The sequence below is a fragment of the Pseudomonas sp. BIGb0278 genome, from assembly GCF_024809895.1.
In the GTDB taxonomy this organism is placed as follows: Bacteria; Pseudomonadota; Gammaproteobacteria; order Pseudomonadales; family Pseudomonadaceae; genus Aquipseudomonas; species Aquipseudomonas shirazensis.
Genome location: NZ_JANUEL010000001.1, coordinates 1,296,754 through 1,315,426 on the forward strand (window position 1 = coordinate 1,296,754; position 18,673 = coordinate 1,315,426).

Below are 18,673 nucleotides of genomic sequence, written 5' to 3' on the forward strand. Positions count from 1 at the left end.
TCCACGCCCATGATTTCGGCCGCTTATGTGTAGGTGGCTGCATGGGCTTTGAGCGAGCTGGCTTCGGCTCTGATACTGGTAGGCCTGAAGTTAGAGGGTATGGCAGGCGCTGGTTCGCATGGGGACTACCTGGCTCGAATCGCGAGCTGAGAATTCTGGCAGGAGTACAAATGTACTCCGCGATGTGCTAATGGGTTCAAGGCTCTCTGGATTACGCTTGCGAGCCATCCGCCTCACTCGATACGCGCAAAGCCATGAGCTCAGCCTCTGCGGTGGTTAGTTTGTGCGCCAGATCCACCTCCCTTAGCTTCGCGGCTGCGAATTGCGACTGAAACTCACCAGCCTCTTCAGCCTTGGCTACCAACTGTTGAGCGAGCAGTTCCTTGGCTCCTTCCGCACGTGCAGTAGTAGCATTGGCAATGCTCAGCTCACCCCGCAGGATTTCGACAGCCTCACGATGTTGCGAGGCTTCCCTGGCATGCTGGCGATTTTCGGCAATGAAGCGCTCGTTATCCCGGATTAATCGGGAGATATCCTCCTGCTTGACCATGAGCGTCTGCTGAAGGACGGTCAGCTCCTGCTGCAATTGATAGACTTGGGACTCGTGGCGGTTCAGATCTTGGTCTCGCTGTTCCTTGATCGAAGCCCGGTAGTGTTCGAGCGCTTCCCGGGCATGCATATGCTTTTGCTCCAGGGACTGGATCTGCCCATCCTTCTCTTGAATCCGGACTTCGAGATCACTGTTGCTCTGGCTGAGCCTGGCGTTGCGCGTGATCTCAGTCTGCAGTGTGGACTGAGTGGTTTTGAGTTCTTCAGTTTGAGCCGCCAAGACATCTCCTTGCGCTCTGAAACGGAGCTTGAGTTTATCGAGTTCGCTCTCAAGTGCCTCGGCCCGTGAGACCAATAGCTTACGCTCGTGCTCGAACTCTGCTCGTACCTCAAGAAAAGCTTGGCTACCCTCCTCCTGGACTTGATCCAACAAGCTTTCGACGACCCCGCGCAACGCGCCGCTCATGCGTTCACGAGTGTTCGCTTCTGATCCTGGTGATTCGAGTTGTTTTAGATACCGAGCGATCGTGGTCTTTGAGCCCGTATTTCCAATCTCCACCCGGACTGCATCAATGCTGGGATACACACCACGCATCAGCAGGCTGTTCCGCGCCTTTTGCACTACCGCTAGGTTAACGCCGCCTCGCGCCATACACCCTCCAGACGATTTCGTGTCATGCTACATGTCATGCTATTACATGATACGAAAATGCAAAAGCTTGGTGTAAATTTGCCGACAACTGGCAAGATATAATCGAGGTTTATGGCTTGTCAGTCGTCCGGTCAGGGGTAAAATGCCCAAGAAACCGGTACAAATGGCGAAGAGCAGCCACCGGAGGCTCAAAACGGGGGAATCGCATGGTTGAGGGCGCCGGCAAGGCAGATAGGTACCTAGAGGCGAGCGTTCGAGAGAGCACTTCGAAGAGCTATACGGCTGCCCTATCCCACTTTGAGGTGACCTGGGGCGGCTATCTGCCTACTACCACTGAGTCAGTGGTGCGGTACATCGCTGAGTACGCTGACCAGCTGGCGCTCAGCACCCTAAAGCAGCGCCTAGCTGCGCTCGCAAACTGGCATCAGAGCAACGGCTTCCCAGATCCCACCAAGGCACCGAAGGTGCGGCAGCTGCTGAAAGGCATTAGGGCGCTTCACCCCGCCCAGCAAAAGCAAGCCGCCCCGCTAGCGTTGTTGCACCTTGAGAAGGCAGTCGCCCACCTGGAGGATGAGGCTGCTCAGGCAAGAACCGCCGGCAACATGGCCGCCCTCCTGAAGGCGAGTCGCGACATCGCCCTCCTCACAATCGGGTTCTGGAGGGGCTTCCGCGGGGACGAACTTGCCAGGCTCACGATCGAGAACACCCATGCCGAGCGCTACGTTGGGATCAAGTTTTACCTGGGGTCTAGCAAAGGAGATAGACAGAACATCGGGCGAGAATACAAGACGCCTTCGTTGAGCAAGCTTTGCCCAGTTGAGGCGTACTTGAATTGGATAGAAGCTGCCGGTCTAACCCGCGGCGGTGTATTCAGAGGCATTGACCGGTGGGGTAATATCAGTGAGAGACCACTTGCAGCCCACAGTCTGATCCCTCTCCTTCGTGACATACTTGAACGCTGTGGCCTGCCCTCCCAGATCTACAGTACTCACTCGATTCGCCGCGGATTTGCTACATGGGCCGCAAGTTCGGGCTGGGATATCAAAACCCTCATGGAGTATGTGGGCTGGAGCGACATGAAATCAGCCCTCCGCTATGTGGAGCCGGCTCAGCAGTTTGGTGGGCTCATCAGGAAGCCCGAGGGTTGAGCCAGTTCAGCTCTCGATTAGGCTAGATCAGGTTTGCCCATCGCCCCGCGCAACCTAGATTCCACCAGTCTCCTCGATCTGAAGAAAAATGAGAGCTGGAGCCCCAGCGGGAAACACGACAACCCTCAGTTTCATTTGCACGTGTGGCCCCAGCGCCGACATCAATCCTCAGCTGATTACCGATCCATCAACGCCCATGATGGATCTGAACGCCACGCCGTAAGCCTTGCATTCCAGCCTGGGCCAATCTGACCTGTAATCTAGGCAGTCATGATGGTGTCCATGATCGACCATTTTTGCGCCTGTTGCCTGGGCGAGCTCATCGAGCTCTGAGTAACCGCAGGGATGACAGCTAGGGGCCTCATGACAGACCAGGATGTCAGTCTTCTCCATTGCGAGCGCGAAGTAGTCATCCGGGTAAATCGCTGACAGTGCATGCTGCCTTTCCGTCGCGAGCATTGCTGCGTGCTGTGGCCGAAGCAAACGCCATATTCAACATGGGCGGATACGTACCTGCAGGCGCGATTCCAGTGTTAACCGGCATTTGATTGACTTTTACGGGCTGGAGATAGGAATTATCACCCTGGCGACACTTATCGCTGCGCTTGCCACTGGCACAATGCTCGCGTTGTATGTCTCATCCAGAAAGAGGGTGCCTGCGGTGCCCGTCCAGAGGGCAAGTGGCGCATCTTGAAACGACAGCCCTTGCCTCAAACCTCCTCAGGGAAGCTTGTGCAGAAGCATCTGATCGAAATTGCAGGTTTTTACTGCCAGCTTTGAAACCTCCACGGTTAGCCCCAACACCCGGTCAGCCCGATGCACGGCGGAGTATCTAACCAGCGGTAAAGCTGTCTTTGTGTTGATAACAGACAGCTGCCCCTGATCGATCAGGAATGACATGCATCGTTTGGGCAGGTAGCTGATCCCAAGACCAGACAGCGTCAGGCCAACCTGGGCTACCAGGTAGTTACTGATAATCGTTCGATTGAATCTGACATCATGTTGCGTAAACCACCTATCGTAGATCAGACCAGTTCCCGAACTACCGCCCTGAGTCAGAACAGTGAATTGCTCAAGATCCTGGAGTTCCATAGGCTCTGTGCTGGAATACAAAATCGGGGAACACATCCAAGCGTTTTCGACAGCTTTCAATGGCGTGGACAGGAACCTGGCATCATCGAATATATCCGGCACGATGATGAGATCGAGCTGATCTGCCTCCAGTTTTTTGAACAGTTCCGTACTCAGTTCCACCGAGGGTTCAATGGTAACTAACGGGTAAGCATCGCGAATACTTTCAATCAAGCTAGGTAACCAGGTCAACGCAGTGAGTTCTGTAACGCCAATGCGAAATCGTCGAACTAGAACGTGCTTGGAACTCACCCGTTCAAGCATCAAATCGCGTTGACTGAGCATGTCGGCAGCATACTGGTAAAGCTCAGCGCCCTTTTCGGTAAGGCGCGCATTTCGTTTCACCCTGTCAAAGATCTCAATATCAAGCGCGACTTCAAGTTCTTGTACCCGTTTGGATATTGCTGACTGGGTCATGTTCAACTTGGAGGCAGCGGGTTCGAACCCCCGCATCTCTACAATCCAATAGAGAGCTTCCAACTGCTTGAAGGTAATCATTGGCTTATTCCACCAGTATCCAAGTGAGAGTGTTGATCCGAACGCCACCTCGCCCATGTGAGAAATCATCTCTCAAGCCGAGCTGCTACACGATACATCACGCACAATACATTCCAAAAGGAGATGTTAGAGCATAGAAAAATATCGCTAAAAATTGGTGGCGAGGCGACCTAAGATCAAGCTCCGAACAAAAAATGAGCTTTACGGAGACCCCATGTCTTTTCCCGGCACTCGAATCAATCCATCTCCTGCCCCTGCGGCTACCCATCTGATCGACGCGTTTCGCACGGTCGTCACACCTCACATCAGCGACAACATGGGTCGGCATATCGGCGCGCGGGGACTGACTCGTTACAACCAGACCGGAAAGATGGTCGGCACCGCTCTGACTGTAAAAACCCGCCCTGGCGACAACCTTTACATCTACAAGGCACTGACCATGTTGCGTCCAGGCGATGTCCTAGTCGTTGATGCGCAGGGTGACACCACGAATGCTGTCATCGGCGAACTGATCAAGCTCTATGCCCTGCAGCACGGTTGCGCCGGATTCGTGGTGGATGGTGCCATTCGTGATGTCGCGAGCTTCAGTGCCACCCCCTGTTACGCCCGCGCCGTAGTCCATTGCGGCCCGTATAAGACGGGGCCTGGCGAAATCAATGTTCCCGTGAGCATCGGCGGTATGGTCATCAACCCCGGCGATATCGTGGTGGGGGATGAGGATGGACTCGTGGCCTTCCCTCAGGCCATCGCTAAAGACTTGCTGGTCATGGCGCGCAATCACGAGACCTTGGAAGAACGTGTCAAAGCCGAGATTGCAAACGGGTCAACCGATCAATCCTGGATTAACAACGCCCTGTCCAAAGCCGGCCTCCTTTGAAATGACGATCATGACTACCACTTACCTGTCCAAGCGCGTCCTCAGCATCGCCCCTTCCCCTAGTATTGCTGCGAATGCTTTGGTAGCAAAGCTGCGGGCTGAAGGCCGAGACATCGTGAATTTCACTGTGGGTGAACCTGATCTGGACACCCCCGCGCATATCCTGGACGCTGCCTCGAAGGCGATGACCGGTGGCGATACCCATTACACCAGTACTCTGGGCACTCCCGCTCTTCGCGAAGCCATCGTGACCAAGCTGTCGCGGGACAACGGCCTGGATTACTCCGTCGATGAAGTCGTCGCCGGCACAGGTGGTAAGCAGATCATCTTTGAAGCCTTGGCGGCCACCTTGAATCCAGGTGACGAGGTCATCGTCCATACCCCGTACTGGGTGTCCTATCCGGACATCACCAAACTCAGCGGTGGTACTCCGGTGGTGATCGAGGGTCATGAGGAAAACGGCTTCAAGCTGACCGCAGCGGAGCTCGCTCAGGCGATTACACCGAAAACGAAATGGCTCATTCTCAACAGCCCGAACAATCCCAGCGGTGCGGTCTACACCCTGGATGAGCTCAAAGCCATCGCTCAAGTACTCCGCGATCACCCGCACGTCCTGATGATGTCGGACGAGATCTACGAGCACTTTGTCTACGGCGGCAAAAGCCACATTTCGTTCGTCACTGCAGCCCCTGATCTCAAAGATCGTATTCTGATCATCAATGGTGCGTCGAAAGGTTATGCCATGACCGGATGGCGGCTGGGCTTTGGCGCCGGCCCGAAGTGGTTGATCGCTGCCATTGGCAAATTGCTTTCGCAAAGCACGACCTGCCCGAGCTCGATCAGCCAAGCTGCAGCAGTTGCCGCCTTTGCAGGTAATCAGACCCCGGTCAAAGCAATGGCCAGCCTCTATGAAGCACGGCGCGACTTGATGACCGGACTGCTCGGTGAAGTGCCAGGCCTTTCGCATACCTCTCCCGACGGTGCCTTTTACGTCTTTGTGAACGTTGAGGGACTGATTGGCAAGAAGACTCCAAATGGATCGCTGCTCTCGACCGACGCGGACGTGGTGCACTTCTGGCTCGAAGAGGCCGGCGTTGCCACTGTTCTCGGTGAGGCCTACGGCATCAGTCCTTATGTCCGTTTGTCCTTTGCCAGCGGAGACCAGGTTATACGGGAAGGCTGCGCACGCCTGCGCAAAGCCTGCGAGTCCCTGTCCTAAGCGTTACCCATAACTACAATTACGAGTGCAGGGAGGCGCTCGGGTCACCAACAAAAAGATCCTGCCGCTTAATCTGTGAGACGGACATGCATAAGCCAAGAATTCCACTCGTCGCTCAAATTCTCATCGGTCTCATCGCTGGTATCATCGTAGGTGCCATCCTGAACCATTATCCGGACGCCCGGCCATGGTTGGTCGATAACATCCTACAACCCGCTGGTGATCTCTTCATCAAGCTGATGAAGATGATCGTCGTTCCAATAGTCTTCTGCTGCATGGTGGTCGGTGTCGCTGGCCACGGCGATAGTAAGGCCCTAGGAAGAATGGGCGCCAAGACACTGCTCTATTTTTTCTGCGTGACCACGACTGCGATCATTTTCGGACTGGTTATCGGTAATGTCTTGCAACCGGGGGCGGGCACAGACCTTCATAGCCTGAAGGCAGTGAGCGTCAACCTTCCGAACTCTGGTTCCAGCAGCCATGGCGTAGCTGGCCTGCTTCTCGGGATCGTGCCGGACAATATTGTGAATGCGATGGCGACCGGAAACCTCCTTCCTATCTTGTTCTTTGCTGTGATGTTTGGTTTGGGCTTGTCGAGCCTGCCGCAGGAGCGCAAGAAACCGGTGCTGGATGTCTTCCGGGGTGTCAGTGACGCCATGTTCCGGGTGACCTCGATGGTCATGGCCTATTCGCCTATCGGCGTCTTCGGGATGATTGCCGTGACAGTCGCCAACTTCGGCTTCTCTTCACTGCTTCCTCTGGCGAAGCTGATCGTCGTGACCTATCTCGCCTACGTTCTCTTCGCAGTGTTCGTGCTGGGGACGATTGCAAAGCTCGCAGGCATCAACCTGATCGCTCTGATCAAACACATCAAGGACGAGCTAGTACTCGCCTTCTCTACTGCCAGTTCTGCTGCGGTGATGCCGCAGCTGATGGACAAGCTTGAGAAGTTCGGTGCGCCTCGGCAGCTGATCAGCTTTGTCGTCCCTGTCGGTTATTCCTTCAACTTGGATGGCGCCTCCCTCTTCCTGGGCATCGGTACGCTCTTCGTAGCCCAGTTGTACGGCATTGAGCTGGATCTGACTCAGCAAGCACTTCTGGTTGTGACCATGGTGCTTACCTCCAAGGGGGCTGCCGGCGTTCCTGGTTTCATGTTTGTCATCCTGTCAGCCACCTTGGCGAGTGCGGGCCTGCCACTTGAAGGGATCGCATTCATCGCGGGCATCTATCGCATTATGGACATGGGTACCACAACACTGAACGTACTTGGCAACGCGCTCGCCCCTTTGGTTATTGCCAAATGGGAAAGCCAGCGCGGGGGTTCCGAGGAAAATTTTAGCGCTCAGGAAATCGCCATTGGCCATCAGGCAGAGGCCTTACCGAATAAGTAAAACTTAGACCGAGTCCTGCGGAATCACACCACGCTGTGGTTTCGAACTGATCAGAGTGTTTGATCCATTGAACCACTGACAGGGACGGCACTGTTCTGACGGAGCTCAGTGTCGAGGGCCGCTACAGAGATGTAGCGGCCCTTTTTATTGTGAGCGTTGTCATGGGGCAGGCCCATACAAACCCTTTCTGGCGGAATCAGTTCCGGCGTGCGTGTACCTGGTGAAAAAGGTGCGAAAGGGATAGCGCTGTGACCTCAGTCACTCCAAGCAAACCCATGTCACGTTTCAGTTCGTCAGAGATAAGCTTGATTGCATGAGCAACTCCGTCTTCACCCGCGACAGTCGCCGCGTAGTTGAATGGACGGCCAATGAATACAGCTTTGGCTCCTAACGCCATTGCCTTCATGACATCGGTGCCGCGTCTGATTCCACTATCGAGCATGACTAAGCTATCGGGGATCGCGTCGATGATATGCGGCAAGATCCTGAGGGGAGCGACGCTGCCATCCAGCTGTCTTCCGCCATGGTTGGAAACGATGATCCCTTCAGCACCGACCGCGATGGCTTTGACAGCATCGGCTGGATTCAGAATGCCTTTGATGATCAGGCGCCCTTTCCACCGGTTTCGAACCGCTCGCACATGATCCCAGCTCAGATGCCCCCTATCAGAGAAATCCCGCAAAACGTTTTTCGCAACGATGGGAGCGCCACGGGTCGCATAGTTATTCTCGAAGTGCGGCATCCCGTGTTTCATTAGCGTCTTCAGGAAGGTACGGCATAACCATTCGGGATGAGTGACCCCCTCTAACGCGAGCCTTACGCTCGGCTTCAATGGTGTGGAGAAGCCGGCCCGGACGTTGTTTTCACGATTGGCGGCGACCGGGGTATCGACCGTCAATACCAGCGTTTCGACCTGAGCAGCAGCCACTCTATCGATCAGCGCATTGATCTGTAATTCGTCACCTGGCAGATACGCCTGGAACCATGTCCCAGGGGCAGCCTCCATGACTTCCTCAAGGCGAATCAGCGACGAGCCGCTCATGATGCAGGGTACATTCGCTGCCGCAGCGGCGCGGGCCATCGTCACATCACCCCTGTAGCTCGTGATCGCAGCGATCCCCATCGGTGCAATGCCAACAGGCGCCGCGAACGATAGGCCATCCAGATTTACGCCAGTGTTTACCTTCGAAACATTGACCAAAGCGCTGGGCAAAAAACTGTAATCTTGGAAACAAGCGCGGTTATCGGTGACTGACGCCTCGTCCTCTACCGCACCGGACACGTAGGCATATAACGGTCTTGGGAGCTTTCGGCGGGCGATCCTCTCGAAGTCGTGCAGTGAAAGGCAGTGGCGCAATACGCGATGCATGGTTCGGTCTCTTCTTGTGTGGGACGTAGTCTCAACACGATAAGGAAGTGGATAAACATCCTAAAGCGAATAAAATAAGAACCCAAAATTCGCTTTTTTCGAAGAGACATTTCATGACGCTCAAGCAACTGGAAGCGTTTTACTGGGCAGCGACCTGTGCAAGCTTCGCCGTTGCGGCCAGCAGACTGAACATCTCCGTATCCTCCTTATCGAAGCGAATTTCCGAGCTTGAGGTCTCTCTCGGTGCCGAGCTGTTCAATCGAACCGGACGAGCCGCATCGCTCACCGCAGCTGGCCAACAGCTGGTACCCCATGCACGGGATCTGACATCTCACGCGGGGCGTTTCCTAGCCTTAGCCAAAAGCAACTCCGCCCTTGAGGGGCGCTGCCGATTTGGTGCGGGAGAACTCACAGGACTTACATGGCTGCCGCGCATGGTGGATAAACTTCAGCAGGCACACCCCCTGTTGCTGGTCGAGCCAAGCGTAGGGGTTGGGCAGGCAATTGAAGAGCGTTTGGCCGATGGCGATTTGGATTTCGCGCTTATCGCTGGCCCCTCTACGAGAACAAGTATCTCGTCCCAGATTATCGGGCAGGCGGAGTTTGTCTGGGTAAGTCGTCCCGATCTGCCAGCCTCAGCCGACCTCAGCAAACTGCAACCTGAAAACCTGGTCGAAACCGTACTCATCAGTTTGCCTGCTACGGCAGGTACAGTCCGGATTCTTGACGACTGGCTAGCCGATCAAAACGTCAGCCCAGGACGTTTGCTTCCTTGTGAAAATTGGGGCGCGATTGCCGGACTGATCGTTCAGGGCCTCGGTGTAGGTTTCCTTCCGAAAGCTTGGGCACAGTCGCTGGTCTTACGTGGTCTGCTAGTTGAACTGCCCAGATTCCCAGCACTCCGCCCCCTGCAATACACCTTCCAGTGGAGGCGAGACGACAACCGAGCGCTGATCGAGCAGTGCCGACTCATTGCCAGCGAATGCATCGACTTCCACGCTCCAGTCACGCTTCTCTGAGATCACTCCCGTCTAAACCACGTAGTGATAGTTTCCTTTTTTTGAACAAATCACATTCAAAAAAATCGCTTTTTCCCACGCAGCCGTAGCAACCAGAATCCAGTTAACAAAAACAATCACTGGTGTGACCGCTATGCCCCACTCCCCTCTTGCCTCGCCAAAAGCCGAAAAGCCTAGCGGATTCCGTTGGGTGGTCGTCGGTATGATTTTCCTTGTTTACACTATTGCCGCCGCCGATCGCGCGAACATAGGCGTAGCGCTGCCCTTCATTCGCAAAGAATTTGAGATGAGTAATACTGAGGCCGGCGCTTTGATCAGTCTGTTCCTTCTCGCCTACGCGCTTGCGCAACTACCCTCCGGGTTCGCTTCTAGTCGTTTCGGGGTACGGAAAATCCTTCCAGCCGCGATGATTGCCACCTCGGTGTTCACTGGCCTGATTGGCACCATCCACAGCATTATCACTTTGAAGCTCTACCGAGTCGGCCTCGGTATTGCGGAGGGCCCCCTTCCGATCGGCATGACCACCACGATCAATAACTGGTTTCCAGCCAAAGAAAAAGGTACCGCAACAGGTATATTTCTCTCAGCCGTAAAATTCGGCCCGGTCATCGTCCCGCCCATTTGCGCCGTGATCATCGCAGTCTGGGGATGGCGTGAGATTTTCTACTTCTTCGCGATTCCCGGCATCATTCTGGGTCTGGCTTGGTACTGGCTGGTCACAGATCATCCAAGTCAAAGCCGCTTCGTCAACAAAGCCGAACTTGACTACATCACCGCAGATCCCTCGCAGCCTAAATCGGATGCACAGACAGCCACGCGTCCTGCACGTAACTTCAAGACTCTTGATCGTTTCATCCGTGCCCGCCGCGTCCAAGAATTGGATACCAACCGCAAGATCTTTACCTCCTGGAATATCTGGGGCTGCGCGCTTGGCTACTGCTTCCAACTGGGTATTTCCAGCGTGCTTCTGGCCTGGATCCCTACTTATTTGGTGACGGTGAAAAACTACTCCCTGGTGAACATGGGTTTGGTTTCCGCTGCACCATGGGTAGGCGCCGTGATTGGTAACGTACTCGGTGGATTCCTGTCCGACCGTGTTCTCGGGAAGCGCCGCAAACCGGGGATGATGCTTTCGGCTCTCGCCACCGCTGGGATGATGTATCTGTTGATCAACTCACCAGCTGACCCTCTCCAGTACGGTTTGCTTCTGCTCCTCACCGGCGTCTTACTCTCCGTCGGCTACTCCTCCTACATGGTCTACCCGATGGCCCTGGCTTCGAAGAGTAAGTTCCCCATTTCCAGCGCGGTAGTGAACATGGGTGGACAGCTGGGCGGAGCAGCTACGCCGTTCATCACCGGGGTGCTACTCGATAGCTTGGGCTGGAATTACGTCTTCATGTTCATGGCTATCAGCTCGCTTATCAGCTTCCTCGTTTTGCTCACCATTGCTGAGCCCATGGGGCTTGAAGAACCTCAGCCCACTACGCCTGCTAGCTGAATATTTCCTCGCCCTGGCCAGGCGTACACAGCGCCTGGCCCCCTTACGCTAAGTAAGGAAAAATCGCCCATGTCCCCGCCACGTTTAAGAATTAACCCTGCGAAAGGGTTGGCCCAGAGGTACATTTAAAAGGTTGAGCTCCAGAAACGGGGCTCTTTTGGTTCTACTGAAATGCGACCTCGAAACCCCAGACACATGGAGCCCTAAGTGCCGGCACACGTCTCTTCAGTAAAATCGTAAAGCCGACACGCATTGTCACGCAGAATTTGGTTACGCACTGCTTCGGATGGTGCCCATGCCAGTAGCAGGTCTGCCAGTTGCGCATCGTCCGGTTTCGTACCGCTCTCAGTGACATGCGGCCAGTCAGATCCCCACACCAATCGATCAGGCCGTTGAGCGACCAGTGCCATAGCTATCTTACCGACGTCTGCGAAACCAGGAGCCCTCACTGCAGAACTGATGTAGGCGCCAGACAACTTCACCCAGACATGATCAGTATCCAACAGCCGCTCTAAGACTTTGAACGGCTCCGATGTGATACCGCCCGGCTGAGAGATTTCGCCCATGTGATCGATCACCAAGGGACTTGGCAATCGCCGAAAGCGGGCTTCCAGCTCTGGTAGAAAACTCCCCGGAGACACAAATTGTACGTGCCAGCCTAATTCATTCACACGGGCGGACATGCGCTCCATGTCTTCGATACGAGCACCACCAAAACTCAAATTGACGCGGATACCACGTACACCAGCGGTATGCATTGCCTGCAGTTCCGCGTCGCTTACCGTAGGCTGGATCACCGAGACGCCACGTGCCGCCCCCTCACTGCTAATCAAACCATCCATCATCACCTGGTTGTCGAAGCCATAAGTCGATGGCTGAACGATGACCATGCGAGTCAGCCCCATACGCCGCTGTAATTGGCGATAATCCTCCAGCGAAGCATTTGCAGGTCGCAGCTTTGCTCCAGGAACAGCCGGGATACGATCGTCGAAGAGGTGCATGTGGCAGTCAACGCTGCCAACGGGAAACTCAAGGTTCGGCCTCTGCTCGCCTGATGACCAAGGTACAGCAGCCCACGCGGGCATTGTGGCGGCTACACCTGTCACAGCAGCGGTAGCGGCAACGAATTGACGACGGGTCAGGTTCATTTTCGATCCCTTTATTGTTATGGGGGCAATGGCTGGGCGCCCCACCAAGAGGCTCTCTACATGCGTGCCGGCGCCCTAACCTAGATCAAACTGGCTCAAATTTAGTCGCAAGGCCGAGGATCTGTTCACGTCGTTTCAAGAAACGCTCCCAAACCTGAGGGTTGAGAAGGTGCGGGGGGCGCGCGCCATCCACCATCATCAGAATTTGCTCGGCGGAGGATCGTGCTACATTTCGACGACCGCCGTGGCTGACTCCGGCTGTGTGGAAAGTAGCTACGACGTTCGACAGACTCAGCAGCGGCGCCTCGTGGGGTGGTGGTTCAACTTCCCAGACATCCAGCCCTGCGCCTCGCAGGCGTCCGGAGCTCAATGCCTTGTATAGGGCCACTTCATCGTGGATACCGCCACGCGCAGTCGAGATGAATACTGATCCAGGCTTCATCGCTTCGAACTGTTCGGCACCAATCATGTGCCGCGTCTGTGCGTTCAGAGGGCAATGCAACGAAACAAAATCACTCTTGTTCAACAGTGTGTCGAGACTCACCGGCTCAGCACCGCGAGCTCGAATTTCCTCAGCTGAAACATTGGGATCATAGGCAAGAACCTTGAGACCAAAGCCTGCAGCAATCTTGGCGGTGCGGGTGCCGATTTCCCCGATACCCACAAGTCCGATCGTGCAGCCATGGATTTCGTCGCCCATCAGATCTTCGCGCTTGAAGCTCGACTCCGTCCGTAGCTTCCTGTCAGATTCCACTACCCGCTTGATGACAGCCAGTAGCAGCGCAAAAGTGTGCTCCGCGACAGAGTGAGCGTTAGCGCCTGCCTGGTTAACGACCGGGATACCCGCTTTGGTACAGGCATCGACATCTACCGTGTCATACCCGGCGCCGCCGGCTGACACGCACAGCAGGTTGGGACTCTCGTTGATCAGATCAGCGTTTACCCACCACCGCTTTGGCAGATCATCCTTGGCCGCACAGACATGGTAAGCATGTGCGCTCGCAAGAGCCTCCCGGGTGGCAGTGCAAGAAGGATCACTGGATGCCACATCGAGATGTACTTCTGGATTGCGCGCCAAAGTTTCGTCAAAGATGGGGTTGATCCAAAGATCCAGGCGACACACTCGTACCTTGAATGATTCAGTCATTTCAAGTTCCCTTTGCAAAACAACAAGCTTTAGTTTTAGGTAAATTCGTACTGGCTATTAGCCATTGGACGGTTTCATCGCAGCCTGCTGAACTGGAATATCAGTCGGCTCATCTACTGGAGATGTTGGGGGGACGGGTTCCTTAATTGTCAGCAAAATAAGGAAGCTTACGAACGAAGCGATTGCCATGCCCAAGAAGACCTGCGACCAACCGTAGCTATCCAGGAGCAGCCCCACTAGGAACGGCGCCGCTGCCCCCCCGAGCTGCCCCCCTGTGTTTACGATCGAGCTCGCAACTGGGAAGACTTTCTTGGAAGCCAGGCCCATCGGGTAGACCATATAGGAGGAGTAACCAATGCTGATCAGTGTACCGGTGAGGAACATCAGGCACGCATAAAGCAGCGGATCGTTAGGCGAGTTGATCAGCGCGTACATCATGCCGGCGGTCGCCAATGCAGAGAGCATCATGCCTGGTTTACGACGCTTGCCCAGCACCCGGTCTGAGAGGAGTCCACCTAGCAGGTTCCCGAAAATGGCACCAACCCACGGTGCTGCAGCTACGAAGCCCATGTTCATAATCGAGAAGTTTTTGACGCTGACGAGGTAGGTTGGAATCCAGGAGAGGAGAATCATGGAGATTCCGACTTGGAAGCTGTACCCCAACGAGCAGCCAATCAAGTTCCAGGAACGGAACAACTCTTTGCTGGTGGTAATTGGGGTTGCCGGCGAGACGCGGATAAATTTGTCCAGCTTTTTGAAATCTCGCGCAACAGCTGCTTTCTGCTGCGTAATGGTGTTATTAGCCTCGTCAGTGATGTACTCCAGCTCCTTCTGATTTACAAACTTGCTTTCTGCCGGCTGATTCGCAACCAAGAAGTACCACATGATCGCCAGTACAATGCCTGGGATCGCGAAGAGGTAGAAAATTTCGCGCCATCCCCACATTGCAACGATTGCCACACACAGTGGAGGTACCAGGACTGGGCCGAACTTTACAGCCGCGAGAAAAATCCCGGTCGCGGTGCCTTTTTCTTTAGCAGGGAACCAGTTGTTGATGGTCGAAGCGATCCCGATCGGCAGAGGGCCTTCCGCGATCCCGAGTAAGAAGCGGCAGATTTTCAATCCAATGACCGAACTGACTGTGCCCATTAGACCGGTAAGAACCGAAGTAGCAATCATCGAGAACGAAAATATCTTCCTCACACCCCACTTACTAGATGCAAAACCTGATGGGATCTGTGCAAGCGCGTAGGCCAGCAGGAACACACTGAGCAATGCTCCGGCTTCTGCGTTGGTCATTGGATATTCTTCACGAATGAACGGCAGCGCTACGCCTAAGTTCGCACGATCCGCCGACGCCACGGTATACACAAGGAAGAATAAGCCTGCGACAACCCAGCGGAACCGAGACGGTTTTTCAGATGCATCAATAGCGTTTTTCATACCAACACCTGCTTTTATTATTAAAGGTTGCGGGTTCAAAACTTAACTTTCGGTTTAGTGCAGCAACACTCCGCCCCCGGATTTGCACCCGCGCGCCAAGTGGTTCTGTGCCGTTCAATCAGACGCGGTTCAGGCGCCGCGCTGTTCGAGGTCAGATAGGGGGAAGGGGCGGCGCCAGAACAAGCTGGCTCAGATGCTGCCGCTGGCGAAACCCTTGAGGCTGGTTACCGCTTCGCTGCTCAATGAGCGAAAGCGACAAGCGCGGGAGAGAGACGCTGCTCAGATCGAGACTCGACGAGACTGGCAGATCCAAGGCTTTGCTGAGAAAGAAAGGGCTCATGGCTCCTCCGAAACTTGTTGTTATGGAGCCACTATAACCCAGATTGTTCTGTAATTGTATTTTTTCTAGCCGGCCACTGGATTCTACGATCGATGAGCCATGAACCGGCGATACGCCATGCGGATATGGGTGGTCATGGCTTGCCGCGCGAGTTCCCCATCGGCGATCTCAACGGCATAGGTGATGTCCTGGTGCTGCTGCAGACTGCGGTTGAAATCAGCAGTGCCGTATAGAAAGAACGAGCGGGTGATCACAGGCATATCGATCAACGTGTAGAGCATGGTCTTCAACCGCTGCGATCGAGCCGTCTCCAGTAACTGGTGGTGAAACGCCTTGTTTGCAGCCTGCACCCCAAGCTGCACCCCCCCCCCTCCCAGACTGATTGCCTGGGCCATATCGTTATTGATGCGGTGAAGCGCCTCCACATCGCCTGGCGTTGCGCGTTGAGCCGCAAGCATGGCCGCGTGAGGCTCCAGCAGCTCCCGCAAACTGAACATCTCCTCCACATCCCACCGCGTCCAGCCTGCGATAAACACACCTCGGTTAGCCTCCACTACAGCTAACCCGTCATCAACCAGACGCTTCAATGAAGCCCTGACAGGGGTACGGCTGAGTCCGAATTCACGGCTCAGCGGCTCTTCCTTTAACTGAGTGCCTGGTTCGTACTGCCCAGCGATGATGCGGTTTCGCAGAGTTTCGTAGATATGCTCTGTAGCCATGTAACCCCCATCAGCTTTTCCGACTCATTTCTCCAGGGCTTGTACCTGCAACAGGCCCTATTCCATGTGCGCATTATCGCGAGGCAAATGATCGTTTGTACGAAAATTGTTTACAAAGGGCTTATTGTACTTTTATTGTATTTACGAACGCAGCTAGCGGATACACCCACCCATCACGAACGCAGGAGTGGGCTAGTCGCCCGAGCTAGTAATGACTGCGCCGTGAGATTGATCAGCCAGACGGAAAACGCCATGCCCATTCAACAAGAACAAATCAATGCACTGAAAAAACTCGGCTCGGCCACCATTCACGAAGCACAGGGCCAAACGGGCGCTATCGAGAGCTGTATTCGCCCTGTCGACCCTTCTCAACGGCTTTGCGGCCCTGCCCTCACTGTCGACTGTCGTCCCGACGACAACTTGGCCATCCACTACGCACTGACCAAAGCCAAGCCTGGGGACGTTTTGGTTGTGGACGCTAAAGGTTTCACTGAAGCTGGCCCATGGGGCGATCTCTTGACCCTCGCGGCTCAGCGTCTGGGCATTGTGGGCTTAGTTATTAACGGTGCCGTGCGCGATGCTGACTCGATTATCGTAATGGGCTTCCCTACGTTCTCGCGCGGGCTGAGCATCAAGGGTACCAACAAGTGCCAGCCGGGCAAGGTTAACGTACCCGTCATGATCGGCAATGTCCTGATCAATCCAGGTGACATCATCGTCGGGGATCGAGATGGCTTGGTAGTTGTAGAGCAGCATCGGATTGAGGAAGTGATTCAGCTCAGCCACGCGCGAGAAGATAAGGAAGAAGGCATTCGTCGTGGGATCGAATCCGGCGTGAGCACTGTTGAGCTACTCGGACTGGCTCCAACTCTCGAAAGACTGGGTATGAAATAAAGCGTTGGACGCTAAGGCTGGCCTTAAGAGCAGCGCCATTGCTGCAGCCTTGAGGGTATGGTCGGGCCGACAACCCCGAAAGATAAGTGGTATCGGCCCATAGTTCTGAGAGCATCCCAAGAGAGTCAAGGAAGCGGCAAGCACTGAGATCTCGCCGTCGCCCAATTAATTGTAGCTGTGGATTACAGCGTTGAGATGGTGCCGCCGTCGATACGGTGCTCGGATGCTGAGATCGAGGCGGCACGGGGGACGCGAGGAAGACGACCAAGTCGGCAACCTCTTGAGGTTCGGCCGGCCTGCCCAGTGGAATTCCGCCAATCGACTCCATGACAATTCGTTTGCCTCCTTCGTAGTCCGTTCCTGCCTGGCCAGCCAACTGCTCTGCCAGTCTTATGGACGCCGCGGCCTCAATCCACCCGGGCGCGACGCTCAGCACACGCCCCCCCTTTGGCGTCACTTCCCTTGCAAGGCATTTGCTGTAGGTGGCCAGCGCTGCCTTGTCGGCGCCGTAGGCGGTGGTGGACTCAGGCAGAGCCATCATGCGCTGAATCGAGCTAACATGGATGATAACGCCTGAGCCCTGAGCAAGCATGGACGGCAATAGCGCACGATCCAGACGTACGGCAGGCATCAAATTAAAGTGTTGGAGTTGGGGCACACGCCACGTGATAGAACTGAACGATGTTGTTGCCCAGCGGTGCCTGAACAGATTTGAAAATGAGGCCGTCTATGCGCATACCAGCACTCTCATGGAAGCGCTGATTAGCTCGGTGGTGCGCAAGCCTGTCGTTAGCGACGAAAACCTGCTGAGGTCGCTTGCTGCAGGCTTATAAAAAGGTGAACGTTGTCTCCGTAACTCTGAAGGAAATGGCTGGAAAGTCGAAGGTGGTGGAAAACATCGTGCTCAAAATCTTGGCCGATCAGACCTTCCACAACGTCGCCAATATCAAGGAGGTCTTGAGCGCGACGTTGATGTTTGGCGAGCACATGAAAGACCCAAACCTGGCGGGAGCTGGCCGCATTTGCAGCAAGCGACATGACATCGTCCATCGCAATGGCAAGACCGTCGATGACAAGCCTATAGAGCTGTCACCAACAGAGGTGGATCAGGCCATCAGCAGCGTAAGTGAGTTTGCTTTGGATGTCAGGCGCAGAGTTGATACGTGAGAGACGGTAGTGCGTGACCATCTCTGGCCAACCGACTTCAACAACGCGCTGAATCGCCCTCGAAAGTAACGTACAACCACCGCCCAAGAACGAAAGATAGACGCAACCCACTTTTTCATTGCGTCGACGCTATTTTGATCAAGGCCACCCTTGCCACCTACGACTCGAAGGCCGAAGCCCTCAATCAACGTTGGCATATAGGGGTTGAATCTTGTACAGGTAGTAGGGTTGATGTAGAGCATCTCGAAAGCATCCCCTCACCTTGGCTGCAGCCGCCAAGATGAAAGAGAGCTTGGCCGCGTAATTCGACTGGCGGTGCTTCACCGCTTTCCAGACATCTCATCATCCTCTGGTGAGTAGGGAAGCCTGCGGTGATCACCACATCGCCATCAACCACCACCAAGTCGCCAGCACGTAGGGAGCGGATAGCTTGCTCCTCAAATGGCGCTTGGATACGTTTCATA

The 18,673-nt window shown here is 54.9% G+C and carries 15 protein-coding genes and 1 pseudogene; 8 read left to right on the forward strand and 8 right to left on the reverse strand.

All coding sequences use genetic code 11. The annotated features are described in order from the left end of the window. Nucleotides 1-211 precede the first annotated feature (211 nt). Nucleotides 212-1,201 (reverse strand): DNA-binding protein, encoded by a 990-nt coding sequence (locus M2396_RS05895; protein WP_259073736.1) that lies wholly within the window; start codon nucleotides 1,199-1,201, stop codon nucleotides 212-214. Nucleotides 1,202-1,407: 206 nt separating this feature from the next. On the opposite strand from M2396_RS05895, the gene M2396_RS05900 reads away from it, so the two are divergent. Next, nucleotides 1,408-2,349, forward strand: a complete 942-nt coding sequence (locus M2396_RS05900) for a tyrosine-type recombinase/integrase (RefSeq protein ID WP_259073747.1) — start codon at nucleotides 1,408-1,410, stop codon at nucleotides 2,347-2,349. A 720-nt stretch (nucleotides 2,350-3,069) separates the two neighbouring features. Here M2396_RS05900 and M2396_RS05905 read toward each other — a convergent pair. Beyond that, entirely contained in the window at nucleotides 3,070-3,978 is a 909-nt protein-coding gene (locus M2396_RS05905; RefSeq protein WP_259073750.1) for a LysR family transcriptional regulator, read from the reverse strand. Between the two features lie 214 nt (nucleotides 3,979-4,192). Between M2396_RS05905 and M2396_RS05910 the strand changes: the two genes are divergently transcribed. The 3 genes from M2396_RS05910 (at nucleotide 4,193) to M2396_RS05920 (ending at nucleotide 7,465) form a co-directional block, all read left to right on the forward strand. Further along, nucleotides 4,193-4,855 (forward strand): RraA family protein, encoded by a 663-nt coding sequence (locus M2396_RS05910; RefSeq protein ID WP_259073752.1) that lies wholly within the window; start codon nucleotides 4,193-4,195, stop codon nucleotides 4,853-4,855. Nucleotides 4,856-4,865: 10 nt separating this feature from the next. Next, a complete protein-coding gene (locus M2396_RS05915; protein ID WP_259073754.1) occupies nucleotides 4,866-6,074 on the forward strand; it encodes a pyridoxal phosphate-dependent aminotransferase in 1,209 nt (402 codons plus the stop codon). Between the two features lie 86 nt (nucleotides 6,075-6,160). Then, nucleotides 6,161-7,465, forward strand: coding sequence for a cation:dicarboxylate symporter family transporter (locus tag M2396_RS05920; RefSeq protein ID WP_259073756.1), 1,305 nt, complete (start codon nucleotides 6,161-6,163; stop codon nucleotides 7,463-7,465). Between the two features lie 196 nt (nucleotides 7,466-7,661). Here the strand turns inward: M2396_RS05920 and M2396_RS05925 are convergent, their stop codons facing one another. Then, complete coding sequence (locus tag M2396_RS05925) at nucleotides 7,662-8,834, reverse strand: alpha-hydroxy acid oxidase (RefSeq protein ID WP_259073757.1); 1,173 nt, start codon at nucleotides 8,832-8,834, stop codon at nucleotides 7,662-7,664. Nucleotides 8,835-8,947: 113 nt separating this feature from the next. Here M2396_RS05925 and M2396_RS05930 point away from each other — a divergent pair, with 113 nt between their 5' ends. Further along, the gene (locus M2396_RS05930; RefSeq protein WP_259073759.1) at nucleotides 8,948-9,853 is read left to right on the forward strand and encodes a LysR family transcriptional regulator; all 906 of its coding nucleotides are present in this window, start codon (nucleotides 8,948-8,950) and stop codon (nucleotides 9,851-9,853) included. 133 nt (nucleotides 9,854-9,986) lie between these two features. Beyond that, a complete protein-coding gene (locus M2396_RS05935; protein WP_259073762.1) occupies nucleotides 9,987-11,351 on the forward strand; it encodes an MFS transporter in 1,365 nt (454 codons plus the stop codon). A gap of 203 nt (nucleotides 11,352-11,554) precedes the next feature. Here the strand turns inward: M2396_RS05935 and M2396_RS05940 are convergent, their stop codons facing one another. The 4 genes from M2396_RS05940 to M2396_RS05955 form a co-directional block, all read right to left on the reverse strand. Beyond that, nucleotides 11,555-12,499 (reverse strand): amidohydrolase family protein, encoded by a 945-nt coding sequence (locus M2396_RS05940; protein WP_259073765.1) that lies wholly within the window; start codon nucleotides 12,497-12,499, stop codon nucleotides 11,555-11,557. An 85-nt stretch (nucleotides 12,500-12,584) separates the two neighbouring features. After that, on the reverse strand, nucleotides 12,585-13,646 hold the full coding sequence (locus M2396_RS05945; RefSeq protein WP_259073768.1) for a hydroxyacid dehydrogenase: 1,062 nt from the start codon (nucleotides 13,644-13,646) through the stop codon (nucleotides 12,585-12,587). A 57-nt stretch (nucleotides 13,647-13,703) separates the two neighbouring features. Next, entirely contained in the window at nucleotides 13,704-15,089 is a 1,386-nt protein-coding gene (locus M2396_RS05950; RefSeq protein WP_259073769.1) for an MFS transporter, read from the reverse strand. 423 nt (nucleotides 15,090-15,512) lie between these two features. Continuing rightward, on the reverse strand, nucleotides 15,513-16,148 hold the full coding sequence (locus tag M2396_RS05955) for a GntR family transcriptional regulator (RefSeq protein ID WP_259073772.1): 636 nt from the start codon (nucleotides 16,146-16,148) through the stop codon (nucleotides 15,513-15,515). 252 nt (nucleotides 16,149-16,400) lie between these two features. Here M2396_RS05955 and M2396_RS05960 point away from each other — a divergent pair, with 252 nt between their 5' ends. Then, the gene (locus M2396_RS05960; protein WP_259073774.1) at nucleotides 16,401-17,042 is read left to right on the forward strand and encodes a 4-carboxy-4-hydroxy-2-oxoadipate aldolase/oxaloacetate decarboxylase; all 642 of its coding nucleotides are present in this window, start codon (nucleotides 16,401-16,403) and stop codon (nucleotides 17,040-17,042) included. Nucleotides 17,043-17,224: 182 nt separating this feature from the next. Here M2396_RS05960 and M2396_RS05965 read toward each other — a convergent pair. Next, nucleotides 17,225-17,685, reverse strand: a pseudogene (locus M2396_RS05965) (SDR family oxidoreductase); the annotation flags it as partial. Between the two features lie 173 nt (nucleotides 17,686-17,858). Here M2396_RS05965 and M2396_RS05970 point away from each other — a divergent pair. Beyond that, nucleotides 17,859-18,209: a hypothetical protein gene (locus M2396_RS05970; RefSeq protein WP_259073777.1), complete on the forward strand. Its 351-nt coding sequence runs from the start codon at nucleotides 17,859-17,861 to the stop codon at nucleotides 18,207-18,209. Nucleotides 18,210-18,673 lie beyond the last annotated feature (464 nt).